Genomic DNA, 14,167 nt, shown 5'->3' with positions numbered 1-14,167 from the left:
ACATGACGCAGATTCTCTATTCACCCGCCTCGCCTTATAGCGCGAAGGTGCGTATGGCCGCGCATTATGCAGGCGTCCCTTTTGAAAGCGTGGTTGTGAACACGTCGGCAGAGCCGGAGAACCTCATCACCGCCAATCCGCTTGGCAAGATTCCAACCCTCGTCACGGATGACGGCAAGGCGGTTTTCGACAGCCGCGCCATCACGCAATATCTGAACCGCGTTTCTGGCAACAAGCTTTTCCCGCGCAATGCGGAAAAGCGCACCGATGCCGAGCGTTATGAGGCCATTGCTGATGGTCTGGCTGACGTTCTCCTCGCGCATGTCTACGAACGCCGCATGCGCCCGGAAGAGAAAATCCATCAGCCTTGGCTGGATCTGCAATGGCGCAAGGCAGAGCGCGCGCTCGACCTGCTCAATGAAGCCCCGCCCCGTCTGGCGGGCAAACTCCATGCGGGCCATATCGCCGTTGCTGCAACGCTTGGCTATCTCGCGCTGCGCTTTGACGGCAAATGGGAGCGCGGACGTCCGAAGCTCAAGCGCTGGGTCAAGCGTTTTCAGGAACTGCATCCGGAACTCACGGCCCTGCTGCCGCAAGGCTGAGTTCACGGCTAAACCTTCTTGATGAAGACAAGAACGCCCCGGATGGCAGCCGCTATCCGGGGCTTTTGCGTTTTTGGCGATTAGAGCATTTCCAGCAAAAGTGCGTAGCGGTTTTGCGTAGAATACTGCGTAGAAACAAATAGATAGAGCGGTTCCACGATTCCGTTTTAAACGGAACCGCTCTAGTGGTTGCCGTCCAGGGCCTTCAGGATGCGGTAACCGGCCTTGATCCGTTCTTCATTCGGATAGTTGCGGTTCGCAAGCATCACTATGCCGATCTTCTTAGCCGGCACGAAGGCCACATAGGCACCAAAGCCGCCGGTCGAACCGGTCTTATTGAGCAGCATGTCGTCTGACGGCTGCATGGGCGGATCGAGCCTTTCGATTTTGTGCGATTTCATCGCCATGTCGGAGGTGTTGCCACCAAGTAGCGTTTTCAGGCTCAGCGGATAGGTGTACCGCTCCCAGCCGAGGCTCTGTGTCATGTCTCCGACCTTGTAATAGCCGGTATGCGTGGCCGCTACGGCCTTCTGCATCGGCTGATCGAGCGATGCGCTGTCCATATTCAATTGCACAAAACGAATCAAATCCGGTGCAGTGGTTTTGATTCCATAGGCCTGCGCGTCGAATGCACCGGGAGACACGCGGATCGGCTTGTTGGCTTTCGAATAGCCATAAGCGTAATTCTTCATCTGGCTTTCAGGCACACGAATGAATGTGTGCTTCAGGCCGAATGCCGGAATAAGCTTGTTTTCCATCACCTTGTCGAAGGGCTCGCCCATGCTTTGGGCAGCGAGATAACCGAACAGACCGATACTCGGATTCGAATAACGCCGTTGTGTTCCCGCCGGATAATCCGGCTTCCAGTTCTTGAAATAGTCGATCATCGTCTGGTGATCGGTGACACTGTCTGGAAACTGCAAGGGCAAACCGCCCGCCGTATAAGTGCCAAGATCGAGCATCGAGACCTTGTCAAAGCCGCTGCTTGCCAGTTCAGGAGCGAATTTCGTCGCGGGATCGCCCAGTTTGAACGCGCCTTCCGCAAGCCCCAATCCGCCAAGCGTGGCGGTAAAGGTCTTGGAGACGGAACCGATCTCGAAGATCGTGTCTTCGGTCACCTTCTGTCCACTTTCTTTCGAGGCAACACCATAGCCGAAAAAGTAGGTCTCACCGCCAGCCGTCACGGCCACGGCCATGCCGGGGATCTTGTGCTCAGTCATGACAGGCTTGATCGTTTCATCGACCAGATGTCTGATTTCTTTCTCGCTCAATGCGCCCGCAGCCTGTGCAGATACGCTGGACAACAGGCTGGCGATGGTGACCATACTCAAAGTGGAAACGGTAATTTTTCTCATGACTTATACGCAATCCTCATCGTGAAGCGATTTTTCCACTGCTCTGGGGGCATGCGGTGGAAATCATTGTTTTCTCATGTGAAATAACGCGCGTTAGCCCTGATGCGGGTGAATTGAAATCAAAACCCGTCTATCCGGCACTCTCGATATAAGCGAGCTGTACGTCCGAAACAAACGACGTTATCTTGGCTCTGGCATTAGAAAAATTTGGGTATAGCGATGGTACGGCCTCATCTTCCGCTCAATGCACTGCGCGCCTTCGAGGCTTCTGCGCGCCATCTGAGTTTCACCAAGGCGGCAATCGAATTGTGTGTGACACAGGCCGCCGTCAGCCATCAGGTGAAAAGCCTCGAGCACCGCCTCAATGTCACCCTGTTCGAGCGCCTGCCGCGTGGATTGTTGCTGACCCATGAAGGTGAAACGTTGTTGCCCACCCTGCGCGAAGCATTTGACAGCATCGCCGGGACACTGGAACGTTTCGAGGGCGGACATTATCGCGAGGTGCTGCGCGTCGGCGTTGTGGGAACGCTGGCGGTCGGCTGGCTCATCCCTCGCCTGCGCGACTTTCAGACCACGCATCCGTTCATCGATTTGCGGCTTTCAACCAACAATAATCGCGTCGACATCGCGGCTGAAGGACTGGATTTTGCGATTCGCTTCGGGTCTGGCGCCTGGCACGGTGTCGATGCGACCCGGCTGCTGGAAGCACCGCTTTCGCCCTTGTGCATTTCAGACATAGCAAACCAGTTGAAAACACCATCGGATCTGACACGACAAACGCTGCTCAGATCCTACCGGGCCGATGAATGGTCGCAATGGTTTGCTGCTGCCGGCGTCACCGGAGACATGCCGCTGCCCAAAAGCATCATGTTCGACTCCTCGCTGGCGATGATGGAGGCCGCGATACAGGGCGCGGGCGTAGCACTTGCACCGCCGTCAATGTTCACCCGGCAGCTTCATGCCGAAACAATCGTTCAGCCTTTCCGGCAGACAGTAACGATGGGCAGCTACTGGCTGGCGCGACTTCAATCTCGCCCGGAAACAGACGCTATGGCCTCTTTCCGCAACTGGCTGGTCGATACGGCAGAGCAGGAAGGGCGCTGAACGGACGAACTTCCGGCGAAGAGAACTTCGAACAACAAAAAACCGGGCAGTTGCCTGCCCGGTTTTCCGTGTTCAATTATCAGATAATTAGAACTTGTAGCCGAGACCGACGCGGATGTCGTGGGTGTCGAGCTTGTTGCTGACGGAAGCGCCGCCAAGGTCGTAGTCCTTGTTACCGAACTGGGTGTAGCGATATTCAACGCGGCCCAGGATGTTTTCGGTCAGCTTGGCTTCCATACCGGCACCAGCAGTCCAACCAACGCGGAACTTGCTTTCGTCGTCGCCATTGCCGCTGAGCTTAACCTGCGAACCAGCAACACCACCGGTGATGTATGGCATGATCGGGTTCAGGTCGTAGCCGAGACGTGCACGCAGCGAGCCTTCGAAGCCCTGCTTGACTTCCAGACCGTCCTTGGACTTCTTGGCCCAGGAGTAACCGGCGTCACCTTCAACACCGTATACGAACTGGTCCTGCTGGAAGTTCCAGCCAGCGTATGCGCCAGCTTTCCAGTCGTCAGGCTTTACGGTGCCAACAGCGTCGGTCTTGGCCTTGTTCCAGCCGTAGCCGAGGTACAGACCGGTGTAGCCGCCAGCCCAGGTGTTCTGAGGAGCCATTTCGACCGGAGCCGGAACAGGAGGCTGTTCCTGAATGGCGTCAGCAGCAAAGGCAGTCGCAGAGAACGGCAGCAGCGCAGCCGAGGCGATTACGAGAGACTTAAGAGTGCGCATAGCATTCTCCTTACACAAATTACGTTTGACACGGTCCCTTATCGGGCAGGCAGCGTTTTGGGAGTGAACTGCCCATGCCGTGCTGATGGGGAGGAGGTATCGTCGGTAATTGCGGCACGAAATGCCCGCTTCTGTGAAGAAAACCCGACGAGAAAATGGCAAAAATGCGATGTTGCATTCTCGCAACGCCAACCTTTTGTGACTATATGAGCAGGTGCGGATTGTTGCGGGGCAATCAACTCACCCCTTCGCCGCGAGAAGCACCTGAAATTGCTACTGTTTTGTCAGCAGCCGACCCGCTTGGCGCTATTAATGGATGCAATTTCCTGAGCAAAATGGCATGAAATTCACGAGAGAATCTCGATAAGAAAGTATTTACCGTGTTGAATGATCAGGAAGTCAGCCAGCTTGCAAAATGTCCGGTTCTTGTGACGGGCGGCGCACGGCGCATCGGAAAGGCGATTGTTGAAGACCTCGCTGCCCATGGCTTTCCTGTTGCGATCCACTGCAATCGTTCGGTTGACGAAGGGCAGGCTCTGGCCGACGCCATCATTGCGCGCGGCGGCAACGCCTGTGTCGTTCAGGCTGACCTGACATCCGAACAGGATGTGCGCGGTCTTCTTGCGAAAGCCGAGTGCCAGCTTGGGCCGATCCGCCTGCTGGTTAACAATGCATCCTTGTTTGAGGATGACCGGGTTGGTGATCTCGACATGGCGTTGTGGGACAGGCATTTCGCGATTCATCTCAAAGCGCCGGTCATTCTTTCGGAAGCCATGGCCAAGGCCTTGCCGGAAGCGACCGATGGGTTGATCGTCAATGTGATCGACCAGCGCGTCTGGAAGCTCAATCCGAACTTCTTCTCTTACACACTGTCCAAGACAGCTCTCTGGAATGCGACCCGCACGCTCGCGCAGGCACTGGCGCCGCGCATTCGCGTGAATGCGATTGCACCGGGGCCGACCTTGCCAAGCGAACGGCAGCGTCCGGGTGATTTTGAACGGCAAGTCAGCAAGGTGGCCTTGCAGCGTGCGCCAGAATTGCCGGAATTTGGTCGTACAGTGCGTTACTTCTGGGAGAATCGTTCCATTACCGGCCAGATGATTGCGCTCGATGGCGGGCAGCATCTGGCATGGGAAACCCCCGACATCGCAGGAATCACGGAATGAGCGGCAACCGCAAAAACCATGACGATACCAGTGCGAACTTGCCGTCCGACGACGAGCAGGACGTGGCCGGTATTATCATTGGCGATGCGGTAGCCGATGATGATGAAGACAGCGACGACGTGGGTTCCGAAATTGTTGCTGCGCCTTCCATGGCCGACCAGATCCAGTGGGATTCGTCGGACGGGCTGCCGGATACGGCAGGTCTTAGCGGTCAGGATATCATCAACGCCTTCGTCAAACGCCTGCCGAACAATCCCGGCGTCTATCGCATGTTCAACAGCGATGGCGACGTTCTTTATGTCGGCAAGGCGCGGAACCTCAAAAAGCGCGTTTCCAATTATGCACGCGGAATAGCCCATTCGAATCGCATCGTACGGATGATCCGCGAGACTGCGATGATGGAATTCGTCGTGACGCGCACGGAAACCGAAGCGCTGCTGCTCGAAGCGAATCTGATCAAAAGATTGCGCCCGCGCTTCAACGTGCTGATGCGCGACGACAAGTCGTTTCCCTATATCCTGCTGACCGGCGACCATCGTGCGCCCGGCATTTTCAAGCATCGCGGTGCACGCTCGCGCAAGGGCGACTATTTCGGCCCCTTTGCTTCGGCGGGCGCTGTGGGACGCACGATCAACGCGCTGCAACGCGCCTTCCTGTTGCGCACCTGTACAGATTCGGTGTTCGAAAGCCGCACCCGCCCCTGCCTGCTCTATCAGATCAAGCGCTGCTCCGGTCCCTGCACGCACGAAATCAGCGATGCGGATTATGGAGAGCTGGTCTCCGAAGCCAAGGCATTCCTGTCCGGCAAGAGCCAGTCGGTGAAAGACCATCTGGCCACCGCCATGCAGGCGGCATCCGCCGATCTCGATTTCGAACATGCTGCGGTCTATCGCGACCGTCTGGCAGCACTTTCGCATGTCCAGTCGCATCAGGGCATCAATCCGCAGACGGTTGAAGAAGCCGATGTTTTCGCCATCCATCAGGAAGGCGGCATGACCTGTATTCAGGTCTTCTTCTTCCGCACCGGCCAGAACTGGGGCAACCGCGCTTATTATCCGAAGGCCGACAGCTCGCTTGGCCCGGCGGAAGTTCTGGGCGCTTTCCTGTCGCAGTTCTACGATGACAAACCCTGCCCGCGCCTTGTGCTTTTGTCCGAAGCCGTGGAAGAACAGGCGCTCATCGCCGAGGCGCTTTCCACCCGCGCCGGTCATAAGGTGCAGGTCAATGTGCCCCAACGCGGCGAGAAAAAGGATCTTGTCGATCACGCGCTGACCAATGCGCGTGAAGCACTGGGCCGCAGGCTTGCCGAAACCTCATCGCAGGCGCGTCTGTTGCAAGGCATGGCGGAGACGTTCGGTCTTGCACGCACGCCGCGCCGCATCGAGGTCTACGATAACTCCCATATTATGGGCACGAATGCTGTCGGCGGCATGATCGTCGCCGGACCGGAAGGCTTCGTCAAAAACCAGTATCGCAAGTTCAATATCCGCTCGACCGATATCACGCCGGGCGACGATTTTGGCATGATGCGCGAAGTGATCGAACGTCGCTTCTCAAGACTGGTGAAGGAGCACGGCGCACCGGATGAAGCGCCCGATCCGGAAAACCTTGAAACGCCTGAAGTGAATGACAGTTTCCCGGCCTGGCCCGATGTGATTCTCATTGATGGTGGACAGGGGCAAGTGGGGGCTGTGCGTCAGATTCTCAATGAAATGGGTATCGCCAATCTGGTCAATGCAATCGGCATCGCCAAGGGCGTGGACCGTGAAGCGGGACGCGAGCGGTTTTTCGTTGAAGGCAAGCAGCCTTTCACCCTGCCCCCGCGCGATCCTGTTCTCTATTTCATCCAGCGGATGCGCGACGAAGCGCACCGCTTTGCCATCGGCACGCACCGCGCGCGACGCAAGAAGGAGATGGTCAGGAACCCGCTCGATGAAATTGCGGGAATCGGCCCGTCGCGCAAACGCGCTTTGCTGCATCATTTCGGAACGGCAAAAGCGGTTTCCCGTGCGGCGGTGGAAGACCTGATGCAGATCGACGGCATATCGGAGGCAATGGCACGCACCATTCACGACCATTTTCGTGACCGGTGACGCAATTTTGATGCGCTTTTGCGCAACAGCGTCATAAGGTCCGAGCAGAACCCCTGCACAAGTGTTGATTTTATTGGTCATCCCTGTTGATGTGCACAAAATAACGGTTACGGCGGAACAATGCAGAACAAACATACCCTCTCCTTGCCCAACATTCTCACTTACGGACGGATTGTCGCCGTGCCGCTTGTGGTGTTGTGCTTCTTTGTGGAGGGGCGCCTCGAATCCAGCGACTTTGCCCGCTGGACCGCTCTCGGCCTGTTTATCGTGGCCAGCATCACCGATTTCTTCGACGGCTATCTTGCGCGCATCTGGAAGCAGACCTCTACGATCGGGCGCATGCTTGACCCGATCGCAGACAAGCTTCTCGTATCTGCGATACTGCTGCTTCTGGCTGCCGATGGCACCATTGCGGGCTGGACCCTGTGGGCGGCAATCATCATCCTCTGCCGCGAAATTCTGGTTTCAGGCCTGCGCGAATATCTTGCGGAACTCAAAGTCAGCGTGCCCGTTTCACGTCTGGCGAAGTGGAAGACCACAGCGCAGATGGTTGCACTGGCCTTTTTGCTGGCTGGCCCCGCCGGTGATAAAATCATGCCCTATGTAACAGAACTGGGCATTCTCCTGCTCTGGATATCGGCAATCCTCACGCTTTATACGGGCTGGGATTACTTCAAGGCAGGCCTCAAGCATGTGATGGATTAAGCTCGTGAGCGTCAAAGTCGTCTATTTCGCCTGGGTGCGGGAGAAAATCGGCAAGGGTGAAGACCTCATCGTCCTCCCTGCCCCGAAAGTGACGGTCGGCGAACTCATTAGCCAGCTGAAAACCCGTGGCGAAGAATATGAAGCCGCTTTCGAGCATGGCGACGTTATCCGCGCAGCAATCAATCAGGAACATGCCGAACATGATGAACTCATCCAGGATGGGGACGAGGTTGCCCTTTTCCCGCCCATGACGGGTGGCTGAGATGGGCGGGCAGCCGATTTGCCCGCTGTTCGTCAGCGTTCGCGAAGAAGATTTCGACGCAACGGCGGAGGTGGAAAAACTTCGCGCTGGACGCATGGATATTGGCGCCATAGTCACCTTTTCCGGGCTTTGCCGGGATGAAAATGGTCGCCTCTCCGCGCTTGAACTCGAACATTATCCCGGAATGGCGGAAGCCGAGATCAGGCGCATTGCCGAACAGGCGATGGCGCGCTGGCCGCTTCTGGGCATATCCGTCATCCACCGTTACGGGCTGATCAAGCCCGGCGACAATATTGTGCTCGTTGCGACCGCATCGGCGCACCGCCTTGCCGCTTTCGAAGCAGCCTCTTTTCTGATGGACTTCATGAAGACCGGCGCTCCATTCTGGAAGCGCGAACATCTCGCTGACGGCACTGCAGATGGTTGGGTCGCAGCCAAGGATGACGACGAATTAAGTCGAAAGCGATGGGACAAATCGCAAAATACTTGATCCGCCCGATCAGCGCCTTGATCTATTTGCAGAAAACTCTGTTTCTCTTTAAGCACGAATTAACTATTTAAACCCCTAAAATAAAGGGTAATTTGGGTGGCACTTACTTGTGCTGCCACAATTTTCACATGAAGATTTCATTATTGTCTGCGGAGTGAATCAAGCTCCTGTCAGACGCGGATCGCGGACGGAGCGACGGGCACGGCAACACTGCCACATTGGGAGAATATTCCCGACTGCGCAGGAACGAGGTTTCGGACTTTAAGAATGCGAAAACTACTGAAGAGCACTCTTTCAATTGCCGCGGCGCTCGCGGTCGGCCTTGGCGCGCTTGGTGGCGCAGCCTTGTTCCTGACCACGTCCATGCCGACGAGCAGCATTGCTGCGGAGAAAACAGTCAGTGGCAAGGTCATGTATCGCGAACGCATCGCTCTGCCGCCGGAAGCCAAGCTGACGGTGCAGCTTGCAGATATCTCGCTTGCCGATGCGCCGTCCAAGACGATTGCCGAAACCCGCATCGAATCCGCACAAGGATCTCCGATCCCCTTCGCGATCAATTTCGACACAGACAAGATTCAGCCGGGCCATACCTATGCCCTGCAAGCCCGCATCACCGCTGGCGACACGCTCTGGTTCGTCAACGATCAGAATTACACCATCGATCCTGCCAATCCCGGCGCTCCGATTGAGATGCGCGTCGTCATGGTGCGCAAGAGCGCAGACGAGACCGTATCCATCGGTATCGAAGGCAAGGACTGGCTGGCGGAAGACATTCAGGGCGGTGGCGTCATCGACAATGCCCAGACCACGCTGACAGTCACCCCCGACGGCTCTGTCAGCGGTTCCGGCGGCTGCAATCGCTATTTCAGTAAAGCGACGGTGACGGGCGAAACGATTTCCTTCGCCGATGTCGGTTCGACTTACATGCAATGCCCGCCAGCGCTCATGAATCAGGAACGTAAATTTCTCGATACATTGACGAAAACGCGGTCCTACAAGATCGATACCGTGGGTAAACTCGTCCTTCTTGATCAGGACGGCAAAGAGATCGCGACACTGGCGCAAAATCTCTGATTTAATTTACGAGAAGATACAAAAAAGCCGGGCTCGCGCCCGGCTTTTTTCATGCATGCGGATCGGATTAGCCGACGATTTCGGTGCCCGAGAACCAGTAAGCGATTTCTTCGGCAGCGGTTTCCGGAGCGTCCGAACCGTGAACCGAGTTTTCGCCGATCGACAGAGCGAATTCCTTGCGGATCGTACCAGCGTCTGCGTTTGCAGGGTTGGTTGCGCCCATGACTTCACGGTTCTTGGCGATTGCGTTTTCACCTTCGAGAACCTGAACGATCGTCGGGCCCGACGACATGAATTCAGTCAGTTCGCCGAAGAAAGGACGGTCCTTGTGAACAGCGTAAAAGCCCTGTGCTTCACGCAGGCTCATCCAGACGCGCTTCGAAGCGACAACACGCAGACCAGCTTCTTCAAGCTTGGCGGTGATTGCGCCGGTCAGGTTGCGGCGGGTCGCGTCGGGCTTGATCATGGAGAAGGTACGTTCGATTGCCATTATGACACCTTGTTTGCTGGGAAATTTTAGAAAAGTGAGGCTCTATACCGTCGATAGGCCTGATTGCCAAGAGGCCGCGCCGTTTAGCGCATAATCTTATCGATCCTCGTTTCACTCCGGTCGGATTATGCTTCAGAACCACCCGGCACCGCCTAGCAGCTTGAGACGGCAGAAATTTGAAGGCATAGATAATGCCATTCTGATTCAGGCTGTCGGTTAGCGGGGGAATTATATGGAACAGCATTTTCAAATGTTTGCGTGGTATAATCGCTGGGCCAATGAACTGCTCTATGCCGCCGCTGCCGATTTGAGTGACGAGGAATACCGGCTCGATCTCGGCCTGTTTTTCGGCTCGATCCATCGCACGCTCAACCATCTTTTGGTTACGGACCGCATCTGGATGAAGCGGTTTACCGGCGAAGGCGACCATCCAAAGCAGCTCGACGCCATCATTACCGACAATTTCATCACGCTGCGCGATCTGCGCCACGCAGAGGATGAACGTATCTGCCGCTATACCGACGGATTGGACGCGGACAAGCTCGCGGGGCGTTTTACCTATACCACGGTGTCAGACATGCGCACGATGAGCCAGCGGCTTGCACCGTCGCTGGCGCATCTGTTCAATCACCAGACCCACCATCGCGGCCAGATCCATGCGGCTCTGACACGGCTCGGCACAGACGCCCCTTCGCTCGACCTTGCGCAATTCCAGCGCACGGAAGGCGGCCGCCGCTTCGCCTGATTGATGTTGATACTTGCGGAAATGCGCAGAGCCGTGCAAAAGCCAGTCCATGCTTATTCTCGATGACATTTCCGTCCGCATCGCCGGACGCCTTCTGATCGATCATGCCAGCGTGACGCTGCCTGCCGGGTCGAAGACCGGTTTCGTCGGTCGCAACGGCACGGGAAAGTCCACCCTGTTCCGGGTGATCACCGGCGATCTCGCGCCTGAAACGGGCAGCGTATCCGTGCCGAAGAACACCCGCATCGGTCAGGTGGCACAGGAAGCGCCCGGCACGGAAGAACCGCTGATCGAAATCGTCATGAAGGCGGATAAGGAGCGTGCAGCGCTTCTCGACGAAGCTGAAACGGCGACCGATCCGCATCGCATTGCGGAAATCCACACAAGACTGGCCGATATCGACGCCCATTCGGCGGAAGCGCGCGCAGGCGCGATCCTGTCCGGTCTCGGTTTCAGTGCCGAAGCGCAACGGCGTCCGGCCTCGGCCTTCTCCGGCGGCTGGCGCATGCGCGTGGCGCTTGCTGCGGTTCTGTTTTCCGAGCCAGACCTGCTGCTGCTCGACGAACCGACCAACTATCTCGATCTTGAAGGTGTGCTGTGGCTGGTCGACTATGTGAAGCGTTATCCGCACACCGTCATCATCATCAGCCATGATCGCGACCTCCTGAATTCGGCCACGTCGTCGATCATGCATCTCGACCAGAAGAAAATCAGCTTCTGGCGCGGCAATTATGATCAGTTCGAACGTCAGCGGCACGAAATGCTGGAATTGCAGCAGAAGGCGCATGCCAAGCAGGAAGCGCACCGCAAGCATATGGAATCCTTTGTCGAGCGGTTCCGCGCCAAGGCCACCAAGGCCCGGCAGGCGCAGTCCCGCCTCAAGGCCTTGCAGAAGCTGAAGCCCATCGAGCTTTATGTCGACAGCCATGTGCAGCCCTTCAGTTTTCCGGATGCGGAAAAGAAGGCCGCCTCGCCCATCATCGCGCTGGACCACGCCGATGTCGGCTATGTGCCGGGCAAGCCGGTGCTGCGCAATGTGACGCTGCGCATCGACAATGATGACCGCATCGCGCTGCTCGGTTCGAACGGCAATGGTAAGTCCACACTGGCCAAGCTGATTGCGGGACGGTTGAAGCCGGAAAACGGTACGCTGACCATCTCGCCCAATCTGAAAGTGGCGTTTTTCGCACAGCATCAGATGGATGATCTGGTGCCGGAAGACAACGCCATCGAGCATGTGCGCAAGCTGATGCCGACCGAGCCGGAGGCCAAAGTTCGCTCTCGCGTGGCGCGGATGGGGCTTTCGACCGAAAAGATGCTGACGCCTGCGAAGGACCTTTCCGGCGGTGAGAAAGCGCGTCTGCTGATGGGACTTGCGACCTTCCACGGCCCGAACCTTCTAATCCTCGACGAACCGACCAACCATCTCGACATCGATAGTCGTGAAGAGCTGGTCCACGCGCTCAATGCCTTCAACGGTGCTGTCATCCTGATCGCGCACGACCGCCATCTGATCGAAGCCACGATGGAGCGGCTTTGGCTGGTGCGCGAAGGCGGTGTGAAGGCGTTTGAAGGCGATCTCGACGAATATCGCCAGATCGTTCTGGCCGATGCAAAGGGCGACACGGCTTCCGAACGCGACGAAGGTCCGAAGGTCAACAAGGCGGAGCAGCGCAAGCTTGCCGCGCAGAAGCGTGAAGCCATGGCGCCCTTGCAGAAAAAGATTAAGGAAACCGAGAGCTTGATGCAGAAACTGCAGAAACAGATTCAAGCTTTCGCCAATCAGTTGGAAGACCCGGCGCTTTATGAGAAAGAGCCTCAGAAAGCCATTCGCATCAATAAGGATATGAGTGATGCGAAATCCGCGCTCGCGAGTGCGGAAGAAAAGTGGCTGGAGCTTTCATCGGAATATGAAGAGGCGATGGCGGATTAAAGCGCATCCCGAAAAGTGTGAAACGGTTTTCGGAAAAGATGCGCGTCAAACAGAGAATTAGAGCGCCGATCTGATGCAATCAGATCGAAACGCGCTCTAAATCCGCCATCGTCTAAAACAGAAATCCAAACACAAATAAAAGCGCCAGCAGCACCCATCCGACGATGCGCGCCCAGAGCGGCAACGGCCTTGGCGCGAACCGAACCGCCAGAACCGCGACAATAACGGTCAGGATCGGGAACCCGAAATAGATTGCGGCGTAACCGCTCGACCCTTCAAAAGACGAACCGAAAATGCCCAGCCGCTCAAGCGGAAACAAGGCAATAAATGCCAGCACAGCCGACAGAAGAAGCAGAAGCAAGCGGTCTGTAACGGTGCGAACGAACTGCATGGCTCAGCTCTGTCGGCGCAGTCGGGTGCGCATCAGGCCGTAAACGCCCAGCACGCCCAGAACCAGACCGATGGTCGTAAAGGTTTCGTCCGGCGTTTCCGCCCCACGGCGCAGAACCAGATCGGCCTTCGATATCTGCAGGCCGTCCGTATTGCCCTGAACGAGACGAAACGCATATTGGCCCGGAATGACCGGATCGATATCGCCTGCACTCTGGCGCAGCGGCGTTCCATCCTGCGGGCGGTCCGTATTGATCGAGCTGCTGTTGGACACAAAATCGAGCCCCTGCGACAGAACCGGCTGGCCATCGCGGCTGACGGCAAGCGTCAACGCGGACCGACGTTCCACCGGGACATAGCCGGGCAGAGGCGTGGCATCAATGAAAACGCGCACCGGCGCATCGCCCGCCTCAAGACGCACTTGCTGCACCTTGAAGCCGCTCTGGCGATTTTCCAGCATATTCCAGCGACCGATCTCGCTGCCGGTGAAATGGCGCATATACCAGGGATAGCCAAGGCCAAGCCCGACACCCGCCACGATCATCGCAACAAAAACCGGACGCATCAGGCTTTCCGCTCCCAGCGGCGATCCGGCGTCTGCTGCCAGTAAGTCAAATCGTGATTCTCCGCCTTGAAGGCTTTCCATTGCCCGCGTGCAATATCGAGCTGGTCCTGATCGTGACCGTCGAACATCACCACAAGCCGTTCATAATTGCCAACCTGCTCCAGCCCCGCGCCTTCGACCAGAAAGCGGACGGTTGCGCCATTGGCATTGTTTTCCGTCGTCGTCAGCAGGACAGGCTGCTGGTCCGGGTGCGGTTCCGCATCAGTGCCGTGGGCAACGAAGGACGTGTCGGAAAAGGTCCACAGCAGATTATCGAGAGCATCGCGTCGCTCCTCGCTGACGGTCTGCACCGTCACGCGCCAGCCGCGCCCAAGCGACCGCTCGACGAGACCCGGCAGGGCTTCATCGAGTGTCGATTCCGTCAGATGGTAGAACAGGATTTCTGCCATTCACATTCCAGAACA

16 protein-coding genes are annotated in these 14,167 nt (G+C 56.9%); 10 read left to right on the top strand and 6 right to left on the bottom strand.

Annotated elements, in window-relative coordinates; all coding sequences use genetic code 11:
* Nucleotides 1-2 precede the first annotated feature (2 nt).
* Nucleotides 3-602, top strand: coding sequence for a glutathione S-transferase (locus tag FGI60_RS14550; protein WP_138785824.1), 600 nt, complete (start codon nt 3-5; stop codon nt 600-602).
* Nucleotides 603-784: 182 nt separating this feature from the next.
* Here the strand turns inward: FGI60_RS14550 and ampC are convergent, their stop codons facing one another.
* The gene (ampC, locus tag FGI60_RS14545) at nt 785-1,957 is read right to left on the bottom strand and encodes a class C beta-lactamase (protein ID WP_138785823.1); all 1,173 of its coding nucleotides are present in this window, start codon (nt 1,955-1,957) and stop codon (nt 785-787) included.
* Nucleotides 1,958-2,176: 219 nt separating this feature from the next.
* Between ampC and FGI60_RS14540 the strand changes: the two genes are divergently transcribed.
* Entirely contained in the window at nt 2,177-3,061 is an 885-nt protein-coding gene (locus FGI60_RS14540) for a LysR substrate-binding domain-containing protein (RefSeq protein ID WP_138785822.1), read from the top strand.
* 87 nt (nt 3,062-3,148) lie between these two features.
* On the opposite strand, the gene omp25 is transcribed toward FGI60_RS14540, so the two are convergent.
* Nucleotides 3,149-3,790 (bottom strand): outer membrane protein Omp25, encoded by a 642-nt coding sequence (gene omp25 / locus FGI60_RS14535; protein ID WP_138785821.1) that lies wholly within the window; start codon nt 3,788-3,790, stop codon nt 3,149-3,151.
* Between the two features lie 380 nt (nt 3,791-4,170).
* Here omp25 and FGI60_RS14530 point away from each other — a divergent pair, with 380 nt between their 5' ends.
* The 6 genes from FGI60_RS14530 (at nt 4,171) to FGI60_RS14505 (ending at nt 9,580) form a co-directional block, all read left to right on the top strand.
* Complete coding sequence (locus FGI60_RS14530; protein WP_138785820.1) at nt 4,171-4,956, top strand: SDR family oxidoreductase; 786 nt, start codon at nt 4,171-4,173, stop codon at nt 4,954-4,956.
* Nucleotides 4,953-7,049, top strand: coding sequence for an excinuclease ABC subunit UvrC (gene uvrC / locus FGI60_RS14525; RefSeq protein WP_138785819.1), 2,097 nt, complete (start codon nt 4,953-4,955; stop codon nt 7,047-7,049). The genes FGI60_RS14530 and uvrC overlap by 4 nt, the downstream gene beginning before the upstream one ends.
* Before the next feature lie 120 nt (nt 7,050-7,169).
* Entirely contained in the window at nt 7,170-7,754 is a 585-nt protein-coding gene (gene pgsA, locus FGI60_RS14520) for a CDP-diacylglycerol--glycerol-3-phosphate 3-phosphatidyltransferase (RefSeq protein WP_138785818.1), read from the top strand.
* A gap of 4 nt (nt 7,755-7,758) precedes the next feature.
* Nucleotides 7,759-8,016 (top strand): molybdopterin converting factor subunit 1, encoded by a 258-nt coding sequence (gene moaD, locus FGI60_RS14515; protein WP_138785817.1) that lies wholly within the window; start codon nt 7,759-7,761, stop codon nt 8,014-8,016.
* A 1-nt stretch (nt 8,017) separates the two neighbouring features.
* The gene (locus tag FGI60_RS14510) at nt 8,018-8,506 is read left to right on the top strand and encodes a molybdenum cofactor biosynthesis protein MoaE (protein WP_138785816.1); all 489 of its coding nucleotides are present in this window, start codon (nt 8,018-8,020) and stop codon (nt 8,504-8,506) included.
* Between the two features lie 267 nt (nt 8,507-8,773).
* Nucleotides 8,774-9,580 carry a YbaY family lipoprotein gene (locus tag FGI60_RS14505; RefSeq protein WP_138785815.1) on the top strand — a complete coding sequence of 269 codons (807 nt, stop codon included), beginning with the start codon at nt 8,774-8,776 and terminating at the stop codon, nt 9,578-9,580.
* 67 nt (nt 9,581-9,647) lie between these two features.
* On the opposite strand, the gene ndk is transcribed toward FGI60_RS14505, so the two are convergent.
* Entirely contained in the window at nt 9,648-10,070 is a 423-nt protein-coding gene (ndk, locus tag FGI60_RS14500; RefSeq protein WP_109368676.1) for a nucleoside-diphosphate kinase, read from the bottom strand.
* Between the two features lie 232 nt (nt 10,071-10,302).
* Between ndk and FGI60_RS14495 the strand changes: the two genes are divergently transcribed.
* Nucleotides 10,303-10,815 carry a DinB family protein gene (locus FGI60_RS14495; RefSeq protein ID WP_138785814.1) on the top strand — a complete coding sequence of 171 codons (513 nt, stop codon included), beginning with the start codon at nt 10,303-10,305 and terminating at the stop codon, nt 10,813-10,815.
* A gap of 49 nt (nt 10,816-10,864) precedes the next feature.
* Nucleotides 10,865-12,748, top strand: a complete 1,884-nt coding sequence (locus FGI60_RS14490) for an ABC-F family ATP-binding cassette domain-containing protein (protein ID WP_138785813.1) — start codon at nt 10,865-10,867, stop codon at nt 12,746-12,748.
* A gap of 112 nt (nt 12,749-12,860) precedes the next feature.
* On the opposite strand, the gene FGI60_RS14485 is transcribed toward FGI60_RS14490, so the two are convergent.
* Genes FGI60_RS14485 through FGI60_RS14475 form a run of 3 tightly spaced genes read right to left on the bottom strand, consistent with a single transcriptional unit; the run spans nt 12,861 to nt 14,152 of the window.
* Entirely contained in the window at nt 12,861-13,139 is a 279-nt protein-coding gene (locus FGI60_RS14485) for a DUF4175 domain-containing protein (protein WP_138785812.1), read from the bottom strand.
* A 3-nt stretch (nt 13,140-13,142) separates the two neighbouring features.
* Nucleotides 13,143-13,703 (bottom strand): type IV secretion system effector BspB, encoded by a 561-nt coding sequence (gene bspB, locus FGI60_RS14480; protein ID WP_138785811.1) that lies wholly within the window; start codon nt 13,701-13,703, stop codon nt 13,143-13,145.
* Nucleotides 13,703-14,152, bottom strand: a complete 450-nt coding sequence (locus tag FGI60_RS14475) for a DNA polymerase III subunit chi (protein WP_078340737.1) — start codon at nt 14,150-14,152, stop codon at nt 13,703-13,705. The genes bspB and FGI60_RS14475 overlap by 1 nt, the downstream gene beginning before the upstream one ends.
* Nucleotides 14,153-14,167: the final 15 nt, after the last annotated feature.

This window comes from Brucella haematophila (assembly GCF_005938105.1).
Taxonomy (GTDB): Bacteria; Pseudomonadota; Alphaproteobacteria; order Rhizobiales; family Rhizobiaceae; genus Brucella; species Brucella haematophila.
This window is presented reverse-complemented; position numbering and strand designations above follow the sequence as displayed.

What these genes read in the sequence shown, in the direction of transcription:
- ndk (WP_109368676.1), bottom strand. Translation starts at nt 10,070, where the DNA reads ATGGCAATCGAACGTACCTTCTCCATGATCAAGCCCGACGCGACCCGC.
- bspB (WP_138785811.1), bottom strand. Translation starts at nt 13,703, where the DNA reads ATGCGTCCGGTTTTTGTTGCGATGATCGTGGCGGGTGTCGGGCTTGGC.
- FGI60_RS14550 (WP_138785824.1), top strand. Translation starts at nt 3, where the DNA reads ATGACGCAGATTCTCTATTCACCCGCCTCGCCTTATAGCGCGAAGGTG.
- ampC (WP_138785823.1), bottom strand. Translation starts at nt 1,957, where the DNA reads ATGAGAAAAATTACCGTTTCCACTTTGAGTATGGTCACCATCGCCAGC.
- FGI60_RS14485 (WP_138785812.1), bottom strand. Translation starts at nt 13,139, where the DNA reads ATGCAGTTCGTTCGCACCGTTACAGACCGCTTGCTTCTGCTTCTTCTG.
- omp25 (WP_138785821.1), bottom strand. Translation starts at nt 3,790, where the DNA reads ATGCGCACTCTTAAGTCTCTCGTAATCGCCTCGGCTGCGCTGCTGCCG.
- FGI60_RS14495 (WP_138785814.1), top strand. Translation starts at nt 10,303, where the DNA reads ATGGAACAGCATTTTCAAATGTTTGCGTGGTATAATCGCTGGGCCAAT.
- uvrC (WP_138785819.1), top strand. Translation starts at nt 4,953, where the DNA reads ATGAGCGGCAACCGCAAAAACCATGACGATACCAGTGCGAACTTGCCG.
- FGI60_RS14490 (WP_138785813.1), top strand. Translation starts at nt 10,865, where the DNA reads ATGCTTATTCTCGATGACATTTCCGTCCGCATCGCCGGACGCCTTCTG.
- FGI60_RS14540 (WP_138785822.1), top strand. Translation starts at nt 2,177, where the DNA reads ATGGTACGGCCTCATCTTCCGCTCAATGCACTGCGCGCCTTCGAGGCT.
- FGI60_RS14510 (WP_138785816.1), top strand. Translation starts at nt 8,018, where the DNA reads ATGGGCGGGCAGCCGATTTGCCCGCTGTTCGTCAGCGTTCGCGAAGAA.
- FGI60_RS14505 (WP_138785815.1), top strand. Translation starts at nt 8,774, where the DNA reads ATGCGAAAACTACTGAAGAGCACTCTTTCAATTGCCGCGGCGCTCGCG.
- pgsA (WP_138785818.1), top strand. Translation starts at nt 7,170, where the DNA reads ATGCAGAACAAACATACCCTCTCCTTGCCCAACATTCTCACTTACGGA.
- FGI60_RS14475 (WP_078340737.1), bottom strand. Translation starts at nt 14,152, where the DNA reads ATGGCAGAAATCCTGTTCTACCATCTGACGGAATCGACACTCGATGAA.